The 13,428-nt window shown below is 72.1% G+C and carries 16 protein-coding genes; 6 read left to right on the plus strand and 10 right to left on the minus strand.

Annotation, left to right across the window (positions count from 1 at the left end; translation table 11 throughout):
* Nucleotides 1–6 precede the first annotated feature (6 nt).
* Complete coding sequence (locus ACZ51S_RS12715) at nucleotides 7–1,686, minus strand: peroxidase family protein (RefSeq protein WP_468960702.1); 1,680 nt, start codon at nucleotides 1,684–1,686, stop codon at nucleotides 7–9.
* A 171-nt stretch (nucleotides 1,687–1,857) separates the two neighbouring features.
* Nucleotides 1,858–2,064, minus strand: a complete 207-nt coding sequence (locus ACZ51S_RS12720; protein ID WP_468475608.1) for a hypothetical protein — start codon at nucleotides 2,062–2,064, stop codon at nucleotides 1,858–1,860.
* Nucleotides 2,065–2,247: 183 nt separating this feature from the next.
* Here ACZ51S_RS12720 and ACZ51S_RS12725 point away from each other — a divergent pair, with 183 nt between their 5' ends.
* Nucleotides 2,248–2,817: a hypothetical protein gene (locus ACZ51S_RS12725; protein WP_468960705.1), complete on the plus strand. Its 570-nt coding sequence runs from the start codon at nucleotides 2,248–2,250 to the stop codon at nucleotides 2,815–2,817.
* Nucleotides 2,818–3,240: 423 nt separating this feature from the next.
* The gene (locus tag ACZ51S_RS12730) at nucleotides 3,241–3,714 is read left to right on the plus strand and encodes a ricin-type beta-trefoil lectin domain protein (RefSeq protein WP_468960707.1); all 474 of its coding nucleotides are present in this window, start codon (nucleotides 3,241–3,243) and stop codon (nucleotides 3,712–3,714) included.
* Between the two features lie 62 nt (nucleotides 3,715–3,776).
* Here ACZ51S_RS12730 and ACZ51S_RS12735 read toward each other — a convergent pair whose 3' ends face one another.
* The 3 genes from ACZ51S_RS12735 to ACZ51S_RS12745 form a co-directional block, all read right to left on the minus strand.
* Nucleotides 3,777–4,928: a DNA polymerase III subunit beta family protein gene (locus tag ACZ51S_RS12735; RefSeq protein ID WP_468475535.1), complete on the minus strand. Its 1,152-nt coding sequence runs from the start codon at nucleotides 4,926–4,928 to the stop codon at nucleotides 3,777–3,779.
* Between the two features lie 119 nt (nucleotides 4,929–5,047).
* Nucleotides 5,048–5,458: a DUF6188 family protein gene (locus ACZ51S_RS12740; RefSeq protein WP_468475536.1), complete on the minus strand. Its 411-nt coding sequence runs from the start codon at nucleotides 5,456–5,458 to the stop codon at nucleotides 5,048–5,050.
* On the minus strand, nucleotides 5,455–7,284 hold the full coding sequence (locus ACZ51S_RS12745; RefSeq protein ID WP_468960711.1) for a polymorphic toxin-type HINT domain-containing protein: 1,830 nt from the start codon (nucleotides 7,282–7,284) through the stop codon (nucleotides 5,455–5,457). Before ACZ51S_RS12745 ends, ACZ51S_RS12740 begins: the two co-directional genes overlap by 4 nt.
* 167 nt (nucleotides 7,285–7,451) lie before the next feature.
* Between ACZ51S_RS12745 and ACZ51S_RS12750 the strand changes: the two genes are divergently transcribed.
* Complete coding sequence (locus tag ACZ51S_RS12750) at nucleotides 7,452–8,021, plus strand: hypothetical protein (RefSeq protein ID WP_468960713.1); 570 nt, start codon at nucleotides 7,452–7,454, stop codon at nucleotides 8,019–8,021.
* 5 nt (nucleotides 8,022–8,026) lie between these two features.
* On the opposite strand, the gene ACZ51S_RS12755 is transcribed toward ACZ51S_RS12750, so the two are convergent.
* The 4 genes from ACZ51S_RS12755 to ACZ51S_RS12770 all read right to left on the minus strand — a co-directional run bounded on the left by ACZ51S_RS12755 (nucleotide 8,027) and on the right by ACZ51S_RS12770 (nucleotide 9,916).
* On the minus strand, nucleotides 8,027–8,527 hold the full coding sequence (locus tag ACZ51S_RS12755) for a hypothetical protein (RefSeq protein ID WP_468960714.1): 501 nt from the start codon (nucleotides 8,525–8,527) through the stop codon (nucleotides 8,027–8,029).
* A gap of 171 nt (nucleotides 8,528–8,698) precedes the next feature.
* Complete coding sequence (locus ACZ51S_RS12760; RefSeq protein WP_468475540.1) at nucleotides 8,699–8,983, minus strand: hypothetical protein; 285 nt, start codon at nucleotides 8,981–8,983, stop codon at nucleotides 8,699–8,701.
* 44 nt (nucleotides 8,984–9,027) lie between these two features.
* On the minus strand, nucleotides 9,028–9,258 hold the full coding sequence (locus ACZ51S_RS12765) for a hypothetical protein (RefSeq protein ID WP_468960716.1): 231 nt from the start codon (nucleotides 9,256–9,258) through the stop codon (nucleotides 9,028–9,030).
* Nucleotides 9,259–9,361: 103 nt separating this feature from the next.
* Nucleotides 9,362–9,916: a TetR/AcrR family transcriptional regulator gene (locus ACZ51S_RS12770; protein ID WP_468960719.1), complete on the minus strand. Its 555-nt coding sequence runs from the start codon at nucleotides 9,914–9,916 to the stop codon at nucleotides 9,362–9,364.
* A gap of 109 nt (nucleotides 9,917–10,025) precedes the next feature.
* Here ACZ51S_RS12770 and ACZ51S_RS12775 point away from each other — a divergent pair, with 109 nt between their 5' ends.
* Entirely contained in the window at nucleotides 10,026–10,430 is a 405-nt protein-coding gene (locus ACZ51S_RS12775) for a nuclear transport factor 2 family protein (protein ID WP_468960721.1), read from the plus strand.
* 44 nt (nucleotides 10,431–10,474) lie between these two features.
* On the opposite strand, the gene ACZ51S_RS12780 is transcribed toward ACZ51S_RS12775, so the two are convergent.
* On the minus strand, nucleotides 10,475–11,059 hold the full coding sequence (locus ACZ51S_RS12780; protein WP_468960723.1) for a TetR/AcrR family transcriptional regulator: 585 nt from the start codon (nucleotides 11,057–11,059) through the stop codon (nucleotides 10,475–10,477).
* A gap of 120 nt (nucleotides 11,060–11,179) precedes the next feature.
* Between ACZ51S_RS12780 and ACZ51S_RS12785 the strand changes: the two genes are divergently transcribed.
* Both ACZ51S_RS12785 and ACZ51S_RS12790 read left to right on the plus strand, forming a co-directional pair.
* The gene (locus ACZ51S_RS12785; RefSeq protein WP_468475545.1) at nucleotides 11,180–12,760 is read left to right on the plus strand and encodes an MDR family MFS transporter; all 1,581 of its coding nucleotides are present in this window, start codon (nucleotides 11,180–11,182) and stop codon (nucleotides 12,758–12,760) included.
* Between the two features lie 281 nt (nucleotides 12,761–13,041).
* Entirely contained in the window at nucleotides 13,042–13,413 is a 372-nt protein-coding gene (locus tag ACZ51S_RS12790; protein ID WP_468960816.1) for a polysaccharide deacetylase family protein, read from the plus strand.
* Nucleotides 13,414–13,428: the final 15 nt, after the last annotated feature.

A 13,428-nucleotide genomic window follows, 5' to 3' on the forward strand; every position in this document is an offset into this window, starting at 1 on the left:
AGCCCATCAGACCGGCAAGTGGAAGACGTCGTCCTGGATGTTCGAGATCTGCGTGTTCCGCTTGATCACGTCCGACATCCTCGTGCTCTTGACCGCGGCCACCTCGGCCGGCGTGAGGGCCGGGTCGTTCTCGAACCAGAGCCGGTCGCCGGCCCGGGTGCGGGTGAGCTGGTCGGTGATGACCGCCGTGAACAGCGGACCGAACGCCGTACCCGGCACGTGCGGCTCCGCCAGCCCGCCGATCAGCGGGTCGACCAGGCAGACGTCGCCGTACGCGGCGCTCAGCTTCGCCTGTACCGCCGGGTCCGGCGTCAGCTCGGCGAACGTGCGGCGCGGGGGCAGCCCGTACGCCTCGCGGCACCGGTTGTAGTCCGGGATCCCGTGGTCGCGGGCGCGCTGGATGTCCACGGCCACCAGGTCCAGCGGCGGCGCGCCGGTCAGCTGGATGCTACGCATCGCCTCGATCACCGAGACATCGACCTCCTGCATGATCTGCGACGCGAAGCCCTTGAACACCGGCCCGATGCCGTACTCGTTGACGATGCCGATGTTGAGCAGTGCCTTGGCATGCGGCACGGTCTGCAGGACTTTGCCGTCGTCGCCCACGATCAGCAGGTCGGGGGAGAGCATCGAGTGGCCGAACCGGAAGCCGAACGTGGCGAACTCGGCGCTCATGGTGGGGTCCACGCGCGGGTCGTAGCCGGCGTACGGGGCGATCGCGTTCGGGCCCAGGATCGCGGGGACGAACTCCTGGAAGGTGATCGCCCCGATCAGCGCGCCGACCCACTTGCGGGCGTGCTGGTAGACCTGCTCGGCCGTGGCCGTGGGGCGCTCGGCGGCGATCAGCGCGGCCAGCCGGTTGTGCTCCCGGACGAACAGCGTGTGGATGCTCATCAGGCCGTACCCGGTGTTGGCCCGCTCGTCGCCGGCCAGGAAGAAGCCGGCCGCCGGCCCGACCGTCTGGTTGAACAGTCCGGCCGTGTTCAGCGGCAGGGCCGGACCGTCAACGCCGGTGCTGGTCTTCAGGGCGCTGGTGTAGACCGCTATCGGCCCGAGGTTCTGGACGGCTCGCAGCGCCGCGGCGCGGCCCTCGTCCGGGCCGTACACCTGGCTGGCGTCGAAGTACGAGTTGGAGCCGTCGAGCTGCTGCCGCGGGTTGCGCCGTCCGGCACCGGTGGACGGGTCGTACGCCGAGCGCGTGAGGGGGATCTGGCTGCCCGGCGGGAACGCGGTGTCGTCGGCGGGCACGGGGATGCCGATCCTCTCCAGTGGATCCGCGGCTGCGATGAGGTTGACGTCGTGGTTGAGGAACTGCCCCCACATCCAGGTCAGGTCCGTCAGGCGCTGGGCGTTGAGGGTGTCGGCCTCCTGCCGGCACACGATGTTGCTGACCGCCCGGGCGCTCGGCCGCCCGGCGCCGGCCGGGGCGCTCACGCCGTCGTCGTACCCGACGGGGGCGCGTCGCAGGAAGGCCGCGCCGGCGGCCCCGCGCGCGGGGTGTTCGAGGTTGTTGCCGTAGCCGCTCACGGACCGGTTCACCGGCGGGGCGGGCGCTGCCGCCGTGCCGCCGCCGGCCCGGACCGAACCGCCTTCGACCTCGACGGCGGCGCTCGCGGTGCTGTCCGGCGCGGCCGCGCCGGACAGCGGCACGGCGCGACGACCGTCCTTGGCGTTGAATCCTTCCATCGGGGATCCTCCGGAGGGTGCTGAAGGGTGTGAGCCTGATCGGCCGGACGGCTCCTGGCGACCCGGCCGGGCGATTCCCACCGCGGCGCTCCGGGATCCTGTGCGGCCGGGATGACGGCCCTGCGACTCCCGGATGGCGACGACCTCAGGGGAACGGCAGCTACTACGACGCTACGTCCACCCGTGCCGGGCGGCGAACGGTGGGGATACGGGGATACCGGGCGCGGGTGCGGGGCGCCGCCGGAGCCAGCCGAGCAGGTGATCGGCCTTGCCGGACTTGATGTCCCGGATCAGCGCCGACAGTGCTGTGCGGCTGCCGGTCAGGGGGCGGTCTTCCTGTCCCGCGACCGCGATGCGGCTGTTGCCGTCCGCGTCCACGGCGGGGAATCGGGCGTCGGTCCCTCCCGGGAACCCGGTGGCGCGACGCGGACCTGGGCCGTGCTGCCGCAACGCTGACGTTTGTCACTTTCGTCCCGTGCGCACTCCCCTGACGCTGGAGGGAGATGACCGACGGGAAGGGGTGGGGGCCGCGTGACCGCGACGGGCCGGGGGACAGGGACGGTGACGGCCAGGCCGAGTTGGGGCGGGATCGTGCGGGTGTGGGTCCGGTCGCTGGCGGACGTACTGCTGCGGCGCCCGGCCGCGCAGGGGGTGAGGCATTCGTCCGGGGTGCGGCAACTGCTGCTGACCCTGGCCGCGATGGAGGCCGTGACCGGGTTCCTGCTGTCCTCGATGCTGCCGCCCCCGGTCCGGCCCGTGCACGCGGCGGTGGAGGTGCTGCTGGTGCTGGCCGGGTTCGCCCTGGTGGCCACGCTGCTCCGGCACCCGCACGAGGTGGACGCGGAGCGGCTGGTCCTGCGGACCGGGTTCCTCGGGGACGTGACGCTGCCGCGCTCGGCGGTCCGGTCCGTGTCGCCGGTGGTGCGTACCGTGGACGGCCGGGGGCCGCGTCCCGTGCCGGGCGAGCCGGAGGCGGTGGCCTGCTCGGTGAGCGACTCCCTGGAGGTCGCCGTTCACCTGGATCCACCCGTACGCCTCGACCTCGGTGCCGCCGGGGTGGTCGACGCGAGGACCGTGTACGCCTCGGCTGATTCCCTCCCCGGCCTTTCCGCGGCCCTCCGGGTGGCGTAGGAATTCGCTCCCGATTTAACCGATGTATGTGTTCGGCTTGATATCGCACCCGCCGTTGAGACGGGGTGTAGCGGAAATTCCGGGTGAGGAACGTTTCGTCATATCGGCGGCGCGACTGAAAATCGGGCCCGCCCTGCGCAGGGGTGTGGCGCAGGGTGGACCCGGCGTGTCGACCATGGGTTTTCGGCCATTCTGGCAGGTGGGCGGGGCGGCTGTTGTGCGCCCGTACGGGAGTCGATTCGCCGGTCGAGGGTCATCGGATCATCTGCCGACTGCTCGTTACGGGTGGAGTGGTCGTCCCATCCAATTGACCGGCCGGTGATCGCTGGTATCAATTCGGTGTGCTCGTGATCGAGCCGGATGACTCCCTCCTTTTGGCTTGGGTGAACCACTCCTGCCTGCGTCGAGAATGGAATCCGCATCATGGCAACCGCCCTCCGCAAGACGCTCGCCCTCACCACGCTCGCCCTGACCATTTCCCTCCTGCCGGCCGGCGGGGCGGCGGCGGGCACCGTCCAGCAGGCCGCCGTCCCCGGCCGGTACTGCCTCGCCAACACCTGGGGGACCGCCGACATCTCCTCGAAGCCGTGTGACGCCGCCGACCGGGGACAGCAATGGACCCTCTCGGGCCATCAGATCTCCCTCACCGACGCGCGCGGCTACTGTCTGGCCAACAACTGGGGCACCCCGGACGTCTCGACGAAGCCGTGCAACCCCAACGACCAGGGGCAGTACTGGAACGTCTCGGGTCAGACGATCTCCCTCGCCTTCGCCCCGGGGTACTGCCTCGCCAACGCCTGGGGCACCCCCAAGATCACCACGAAGCCCTGCGACGCCGCCGACCGAGGGCAGAACTGGGTGGTCTTCGACAACCAGATCAGCCTGGCCCTCGGCTGATCCCCGCTCCCGCGCCCGCGCCCGGGACTGCCGGAGCAGCCCCGGGCGCGGGACGGCCGGGCTCAGTCCTCCACGCGCACCGGCATGAGCAGCGAGTACGTCTCCTCGTCGTCGCTCCGGCGGACCGTCAGGGGCGTGGTGCCCGTGCCGGCCTCCAGGACCAGGCGGTCCCGGTCCCCGGCGGCCAGGGCCTCCAGCAGGAAGGCGCGGTTCACCCCGATGCGGTCCCCGGCCCGGTCCCCCGTCCCGTCCACGATCCGGTCCCCGGTCCCGTTCCCCGCCGAGAGCTGGGCGCAGACCGTCGCCGTGCCCCCGTCCGTCACCTCCAGCACGCTCACGTCGTACGCCGCACCGTCCTGCTCCCGCACCTGGCTCCGCACGGGCCCGCCGCGCAGGGCCTCCCGGAACGCGGCCACGTCCACCACGGCCCGGCGCCCGGCGGGCAGCCGTACGAGCCGCCGGTAATCGGGGAAGCCGTCCCCGGCGCACCGCCCGCCCGCCTGCCGCTCCCCGGCCTCCAGGACCACCCTGTCCCCCTCGACCACCAGCTCCACGGGCCCGCCGTCACCGAGCAGCGCCCGCATCGCGTCGACCAGCGGGGACGGGACGACGGCCTGGACGCGGGAGCCGTCGTACCCCGCGGAGCCGGTGATCCCGGTCCCGGAGACGGCCAGCCGGTAGCGGTCGGTGGCCACCACCCGCAGCGTCCGGCCCTCGATGTCGAAGAGGACCCCGCCGAGCATCGGCAGTTCCGGATCGGTACTCGCCGCGAACCGGACCGCGTCCAGCGCGGCGGCCAGTGCGGGTCCGGACAGGGTCAGGCGGACGGTGCGGGTGTCGGCGGAGGCCGGAATCATGGTGATCTCCCTGGAATCGAGAAGGGCGCGGACCATGGAGAACTCGCCGCGCGCATCGGAAAGCCCCCGCTCCAGCCGGAGCAGGTGCTCCCGGAGCAGCTTCAGCACCAGCGCGGTGTCGCCCCCGGCCCAGCCGGCGGTCACCAGCCGGATGTCGGCCAGCGGCATCCCGGCCCGGCGCAGACGGGCCAGCAGGCGCGCCTCCTCCAACTGCCCGGGCCCGTACCAGCGGTATCCGCTCACCGGATCCACCCGGTCCGGGACCAGCACCCCGGCGCCGTCGTAGAACCGCAGCGCGCTCACGCCCAGTCCGCTGTCCCGGGCCATCTCGCCGATACTGCGCATCTCGTTCCCCACGCCCAGCACTCTGATCCCTCCACCAGGTCGAGGGTCAAGCCTCTCCGACACGGTGCGAGGGGCGGGCCGGCGGCCGTGGAGCACACGACTGCCGGCCCGGCCCTTTCAGGAGCGGTGGGTCAGTGGCCGGGGTCCTCCGGCCCGAGGATCCGCATGGTGCCGGCCCCCTGGTGCCACGACCAGCAGAACGCTCCCGGCTTCCGGACGCGCATCCTCGTCGTGGATTCCGCTCCCCGGACGTTCAGGTGATGGCCCGTGCTGAACACCACCCGCAGGGATCCGGACTTGAACGCGACCGCCGACAGCACGGTGGCACCGACGATCCGGTCCGCCGCTTCGACGGGCAGCGCGGCCGCCCCCGGGGCGGCGGCCGGTCCGTCGGTCAGGAGTACCGGTCCGGAGACCGTGAGCACCACGCCGTCGGCGAGCGTCACGGTGAGGTCGGGCCACCCGTCCCGCGGCAGGCCGACGGCCGCCACGGGGCTGCCCCTCAGCCCCAGCAGCCAGCGGTCGTCGAGTTCTTCGATCACCGGTGGTCCGGCAGGTGATCGAAGATGTTCCCGATGCTGTCACCCGGGCTGCCATCGGGCATCTGGGGGTGGACTTCGCCGGTCTTGGGATCGATGAGCATGTCCGGGTTCTTGTTGCCGCCGATCCCGCGCCACGCTCCCTGGGCCTTCACCTTGTGGATCGCGTCCTTGATCTGCTTCACGGAATAGCCGGTGGCCTTCGCGATGGCGGCCGGCCTGTTGCACAACCCGTTCGAATTGTGGACGAGGACCGGAGTGGCGCCCGCGAGCACATAGTAGGTGTGGAGGTCGTTGACCGTGAGGTTGTACGCGCCCCGGAGTTCCTTCCAGTGGGTGACCTCGTCGATCTCGACGGTGGCGCCGTCCGGCGTACGGAGGGTGTCGCCGGAGTTGAGAGCGGCCGCGTCCGTCCACTGCTTGCGGTTCTCCGACCAGAACGGGTGGTGGTCGGTGGCGGTGAGGGACCCCCGGCCGGCCTCCGCGCGGAGGGTGATGCCGGTGAAGTCACGGTCGTCGGGCGTGTAGATCGTCGCGTCGACGGGGCGCGGGCCGGTGGTGCCCGACTCGGGGTCGGTGGCGAGGACCGTGTCGCCGGCCTTGATCTGCTCGATGGGACGGGTCGCCCCGTCGGCCATCAGTACCGGCGTACCGGCCGGGAAGCTGTCGAAGCACCCGGCGACGTTGTCGCCCTTGCGGGCGGCGCGGATGGCGTCGGCGGTGAGCGTCCCGCCGGTCCTCACCCAGCGCAGCACGACGAGCGCGCCCAGGGCGCGGTCGGTGACGCTGAGCTGCTCACCGGTGGCCAGGTCCCTGCCGCGGAGGGCTTCCACGACGCCCTTGCCGTCGCCGATGCCGGGCAGCATGTTCAGCAGCGCGCCCATCTTGCGGTCCTGGGCGGCGAGCACCTCGGCCGGCACGGTGTTCGCGCCGATCGTGTCGTTGACGTGCGAGAAGTCGAACTTGATGTCCGGTACTTCGAGGATGCGGTCCGCGGCCTTGTTGAACCCGCGCACGGCGGTGTTCACCTGCCCCAGGCCCTCGTTCATCTGGGCCACGCCCTTGTTGAGCTGGTCCATGCCGCGGTTGGCCTGGTCCAGGCCCTTGTTGATCCCGTCGATGCTCTCGTTGACCTGGACCATGGTGGCGTTCATCTCATCGAGGGCCTCGTTCATCTGGTCGAGGCCGGCGATGATCTGGTCGATGTCCTTGCCGATGCCCTTGAGCTCGTCGAGCGCGTCGAAGATGCTCGGGCCGTCGGGTGCCGGCTCGACCGGCTTCCGCTCGGGGAAGTAGTCGCCCATGTAGACGGAGAGGATGGCGGTGAACGCGGCGGACGGCTCGCCGATCGCGTCCGCGAGCTCCGACGCCTTGAACAGATTGGTGCGGAACCTGTCCAGGTGGGGCCTGGCCGCCTTGTACGTCTTGGCGAACTGCTTGAACAGCTCCTTCCTCCGCTCGGGGTCCGCCTCCTGGTTGGCGTGCGTCAGAAGCGGCTGGAGCTGAGCGGCGAGCGTGCCCAGCTCCTTGTTGACCTCGGTGAAGGCAGCGCCCTTGTCCTTCATCGCCGGCTGGGAGACGTAGAGGTAGGCGCCCACGGCAAGACTGAGCTTGAGGGACTTGAGGGTGAAGTCCTTGGCACACTGGGGTCGCTGGTGCAGCGGCAGCGACCTGCAGTTCGCGTACTTCGAGACCTTGGCGGCCATCTCCAGGAGCGTGGGCTCACGCTCGGGCGGCTCGGCGGCCGCAGCCGTGCTGACGCCCGCACCCACGGTCAGGCACAGGACGGTGAGGACGGCGACGATCTTCTGTTTGACGTGCTGAAACATGCGTTCCTTACGACGCGGCCCGCGAGGACCGCGCCTCCCCTTGGCGGCACGGCCGCCGTTGTTGCTCACGCGTTCACGCGTGTGGTCGTGACCGACCGTAAGGCGTTACCCCAGGTCATGATCATCTTGCGTCGGCCGGCCCTTACGCTGGGCGGATGGAGACGGGTATGGAGCAGCGGAGGCCGACGGCGGACCGGGCGTGCGGGCTCGCCGTCCTCCTGTGCGCGGTGCTCGCCGCCGCCGTGAGCTGGACCGACCTGATCCTGGTCGTGCCCGGGTGGATACTGCCGCACTGGGCGGTCGCGGGGATCGTGCTGTCGGCCGCCGCGGCGGTAGGCATCCACCGCCGCTTCCGGCGGCAGCCGGCGCCCGCCGTCACGGCGTGGGGGCGGGCGGCGCTCGCGCTGCCGGCCCTGGTGGCCTTGGCGGGCATCGGGCTCGGCGGGGTCGGGGACCTGGGGGCCGAGTACCGGGTGCTGGAACCGGCGGGGCCGCACGGCTGCCGGGCCGTGGTCCGCGAGACCTCGTTCCTCGTGCTCGGCGGCGGAAGCGTGTACGCGGTGAGGGGCGTGGGGTTCGCCCTCCCGAGCAGCACCTGGATCGCCGACGACGGCACCCGCCCCGTGGCCGCCGGGTCCTACGAACTGCACTGGGGCGAGGCCGACGGCACCCTGACGCTGCGCGGACGCGCGGGCGACCCGGTGATGCCCGCCCTGCACGGCGTCGACTGCCGCTGACCGGGTCAGAGCCGGAACAGGGTCCCGCGCCAGGTCCAGCCCGCGCCCAGGACCACGCGCTGCAACGGCCCCCGCATGTCCTGCGTGGCGAAGCGGAACGTCTCGGCCCTGTGGCGGCGGCCGTCCGCTCCCGTCCGGGTCTCCCACTGCCGGTACACCGTGTCCGCCGGCCCGCGGCCGTACTGCCTGCGGTCCCCCTCGGCCGTCGGCTCCCACCGCTCCTCCAGGACCCGCACCTCCTGCGCCGCGGGGTTCAGGCGCATCCGGGTCCTGAGGGTGAGGTCCAGCGGCGGGAACCCGAACTCCGCGACCAGGTCGGCGCCTTCCCCCGGGGTGCCCTCACGTACGGCGAACCGTACGCCCGGGCCGTTGAGCGCGAGCAGGGCCGGCCGGACCTCCGCGGCGGGCCGTGCGACGCCGCCGGCCCGCGGGTACCGGGTACCGGTCCACCGGTCGGTGAGGCGGCCCACGGCTACGCCCCCGTCCCGCGCCGCCGGGGCGCACACCGCGCACGAACTCCTGGAAATCTGCCAGGACGCCGTCGTGCTGGTCCGCGGTGGCCGTCAGGACCAGCCGGATCACCGCACGCCTGGCCGGATCCGCGACGTCCGGCAGGGACAGGTACACCTGGGACTGGACGAGGTCGCGGCGGGCCCCGCCGGCCACGGCCGAGAGGGTCAGGGCCGGTGCGTCCGGGGAGCCGACCTCGCGGCGGTGGACCACACCTCCACCGGGCCGGTGCGGTCGCGCAGCCGCTCCACCGACGCGTCGGAGAGGTCGGCCAAGGTCTGGGACCCGGCCGGGACGCCGCCGTCGACGGTGATGCCGGCGGCGTATCCGGCGTCCGGACGCGGGTGCACCGCGGCGAAGGCCACCGCGTCGGTGCCGACCCCGTCCGGCCTGGCCGGGAGCGGGCCCTCCGGCAGGGAGAACGCGATCGGCACGGGCAGTGCCGCGGGCATTCAGGGGCCGCCTTCCACGGGGCGCACGTTCGTCGGAACGTACATCAGTCGAACCAGCCGCCGACCGCGTGGGCCGCGTCGCCCAGCGCGTCGGCGGCGACGCCGAGGGCGCCGGTCACCGTGTCCGGGTCGACGGTGATCTCGAGGCCGACCTTGCCGCCGACGAGGGGGGAGAGGCCCGCGTTGCCGCCGATCTTCCACACGCCGGTCTCCTCGTCCTTCTTGCAGCCCCACCAGGCCTCCGCCCCGGGGCCCGCCCACCCCTCGGCGTTCACGCCGACCCCGATGCCGAAGGCCTCCGCGCCGCCCGCGACGGTCCCCTTGGCACCGGCGAAGGCCTTGGGCGCAACTTCCGGCGAGCCAGGGGTCGTTACCGGCTCATGGCATCACTTCCGCCCGGTCCCGTGACGCCTCCAGCAGCTCAAGGGCCGCCTCGCGCGCCCGCAGGGCCGGTTCCGGGCCCGGGTTCAGGGCGGCCACCACCGTGGCGCCCTCGGCCAGGATCAGGAGCTGGTCCGCGAGGGCGGGGGAGTCGGTGAGGGTGCCCAGCAGGGAGCGCAGCTCCGCTTTGTGGCGGCGTACGACGTCCAGGACGGCGGCGGGGCCCGTGCCCAGTTCCCCGTACGCGTTGAGGAAGGCGCAGCCCCGGAAGTCCGGCTCCGAGAACCACCGCGCCAGCCAGTCGAAGACGGCCGGCACCGGCTCGGCGGCGGCCGTCACCGCCTCCCGCAGGCTGGCGGTCCAGCGGGCGTCGCGCCGGTCCAGGTAGGCCGCGACCAGGGCCTCCTTGGCGGGGAAGACCCGGTAGAGCCGCTTCAGCGGTACGCCCGATTCCGCGCGGATGCGGTCCATGCCGACGGCCTGGATGCCCTCGGCGTAGAACAGCGCCTCCGCGGCGTCGAGCAGCCGGGTGCGGGCCTCATCGTCGTCCATGGGGTGAAGGGTAGTTGAGAACCGCTTGCGGCGAGAACGCTCGTTCTCTACTTTGAGAACGAGCGTTCTCCAAGCTGTCTTCCGCGTTGCCTTCCGAGAGGAACCGCCCATGCTCACGCCCCCGTTCACCGAGGAGACCGCCCGCGCCAAGGTGCGGGCCGCCGAGGACGCCTGGAACACCCGCGACCCCGACCGGGTCGCGCTCGCCTACTCCGAGGACTCCGTCTGGCGCAACCGCGACCGCTTCCTCGCCGGCCGCGCCGAGATCCGCGCCTTCCTCGCGGAGAAGTGGCGGCGCGAGCTCGACTACCGCCTGCGCAAGGAGCTCTGGGCGTACACCGGCAACCGGATCTCCGTCCGCTTCGAGTGCGAGTGGCACGACGCGGACGGCCGGTGGTGGCGCAGCCACGGCAACGAGCAGTGGGAGTTCGACGACGACGGCCTGATGCGCCGCCGCGAGGCCAGCGTCAACGACATCCCCATCGAGGAGTCCGAACGGCGGCTCCGCCCCTGAGGGCCCGTGAGGTCCCCTGAGGCCCCCGGGCCCGCCGCCCGCGGCTACGGCTCGCCGTGGTGGGCCCGGGTGATCAGGCCCGTCGCGACCTCCAGGGCCGCCAGCCGGGTCTCCTCCGGGTCCCCTTCCACGTGCTGGAGGAACATCATCCCCGCGTGCAGGGTGAACAGGGCGCTCACGCACCGCACCTGGTCCGTGAGCGGGCCCTCCTCGTTGCGCAGGAGTTCCACCAGGGTGAACAGCCGGCGCTTGACCGTCTCCCCGATGCTCAGCTCGCGCATGGTGGCCTGGTTCTCCTGCATGAAGCGGTACAGCTGCGCGCCCGCCGCCGTGGCCTCGCTGTAGCGGCGCAGGACTTCCCGCTTGGTCTCCAGCGTCGGCGGCTGCCCCTGCGCCCACTCGATCAGCTCGTCGATCGGACGCGTCAGGTCCTCGAAGACGCTGATGATGATGTCTTCCTTGGTCTTGAAGTGGTAGTAGAGCGCCGCCTTCGTGACGTCCAGCCGCTCGGCGATCTCCCGCAGCGAGGTCTTCTCGTACCCCTGCTCGGCGAAGAGCTCCAGTGCGACGTCCTGGATGCGCTGGCGCGTGTTGCCACGGCGCGGCTGCTGCGGACCGGTGCTGGACATGGCTCTCCCGAGTACTTACTTGACGCCCGGCTAGTGACGGGTCTACCTTCCCCATTGTAGTGAACTAGCCGGGCGGCAAGTAAGTACCCGGTGTGGTTGCGTGTGAGCGGGGGAGCGGACATGGCGGAGAACATCGCAGGGGCAGGCGGCGCCGGGGAGGTGAAGCCGCGCAGCGTACGCGTCGTCCTGATGGCCCTCATGATCGCGATGCTGCTCGCCATGCTCGACAACATGATCATCGGTACCGCGATGCCGACCATCGTGGGCGAGCTCGGCGGCCTCGAACACCTCTCCTGGGTGGTCACGGCCTACACCCTGGCCACGGCCGCCTCCACGCCGATCTGGGGGAAGCTCGGCGACATGTACGGGCGGAAGGGCTCCTTCCTCACCTCGATCGTCATCTTCCTCGTCGGCTCGGTGCTCAGCGGCATGGCCCAGGACATGGGCCAGCTGATCGGCTTCCGCGCCGTCCAGGGCCTGGGCGCCGGCGGCCTGATGGTCGGCGTCATGGCGATCATCGGCGACCTGATCCCGCCCCGTGAGCGCGGCAAGTACCAGGGGATGATGGCCGGCGTGATGGCCCTCGCCATGATCGGCGGCCCGCTGGTCGGCGGCACCATCACCGACCACATGGGCTGGCGCTGGTCCTTCTACATCAACCTCCCGCTCGGCGCCGTCGCGCTCGCGATGGTGAGCGCGGTGCTGCACCTGCCCAAGAAGAAGGCCCAGGGCAAGATCGACTACCTCGGCGCGGCCCTGCTGACCGTCGCCATCACCTCGGCCGTCCTCGTGACGACCTGGGGCGGCACCGAGTACGCCTGGGGCTCCGCCGAGATCATCGGCCTGAGTGCGGTCGGTGTGCTGTCGACCGCCGCGTTCCTCTACGCCGAGACCAAGGCCGCCGAGCCGGTCATGCCGCTGCACATCTTCCGCAGCCGCAACTTCACCCTGATGTCGGTGATCGGCTTCCTCGTCGGCTTCGCCATGTTCGGCGCCGTGCTCTACCTCCCGCTCTTCCAGCAGTCCGTCCAGGGCGCCTCCGCCACCAACTCCGGCCTGCTGCTCCTGCCCCTGCTGCTCTCGATGATGGCCGTCTCGCTCGTCGCGGGCCGCGTCACGACCAGCAGCGGCAAGTACAAGGTCTTCCCGATCGTCGGCGGCGCCCTCATGGTCGTCGGCCTGTTCCTCCTCGCCACCATGGACACGGGCACCTCCCGCCTGGTCTCCGGTCTCTACATGGCCGTCCTCGGCGCCGGTCTCGGCTTCCTCATGCAGATCACCATGCTGGTGGCGCAGAACAGCGTCGACATGAAGGACATGGGCGTCGCCTCCTCCTCGGCCACCCTCTTCCGCACCCTCGGAGGCTCCTTCGGCGTGGCGCTGATGGGCTCCCTGTTCACCTCGCGGGTCACGGACACCATGTCCGAGCGGCTCGGCCCGCAGGCGGCCGAGGCCGCGGGCTCCGCCCAGCTGGACGCGGCCGGCCTGGCCAAGCTCCCCGAGGCCGTGCGCGACGCCTACCAGCACGCGGTCGCCGCCGGTACGCACTCGGCGTTCCTGCTGGGCGCGGCGATCGCCGTACTGGGCTTCGCGCTCGCCTGGTTCGTCAAGGAGGTCCCGCTGCGGGGCGCCGGCCCGGCCCCGGCCGACGGCGGGTCCGCCAAGGCCGCGCAGGCCCCGCAGGACTCCTTCGCGCACTGAGCCCCCTGCCTGCCGGTGAGGCGGGTGCGGTCCGGGACCTCCCGGACCGCACCCGCCTCTTCCGTGCCCGCCGGAGGCCCGTCCGGGGCCCCAACCGCTGGGAGGCCCCCCGGCCCGGGAAGACCGCGGGCCGGACCGGTACCGGCGGCCCCGAGGGCGCCGGCGGGCCGGAGGCCGCACCGGCAGGGGCTGCCGACAGCATCGCCCGCGCCTCCGAGGCCGGCGGCAACGCCGTCGACATCACATTCGACGACGGCCCCCACCCCCGCAGGACCCCCCGGATCCGCGACGTGCCGGCCCGGTTCGACGCGAAAGCCGTCTTCCGCGTGATCGGCCCACGGGCCAAGGCCCACCCCGACCTGGTCAGGAAGGTGGCCGCGGCCGGCCACCGGCTCTGCGACCACTCCACGGACCACGACACGTCCACGGACAAGAAGCCCGTCGCCTGCCGGCAGGCGCAGATCCTCGACGCGAAGAAGCCGATCGAGGAAGCCGCCGGCGGCGCCGAGGTCCAGTACTACCGGGCGCCGGGCGGCGCCTTCACCCCCGACCGCCGGCGGACCGTCATCGCCCTCGACCCGGTCCTGGCCTGGCTGAAGGAGCAGGGCCGGTCCACCGGCTTCCCGGTACGCACCGCCCCCGCCCCCTCCTGACGCGCCGCCCGCCGG

Source organism: Streptomyces sp. NPDC034043, assembly GCF_055575675.1.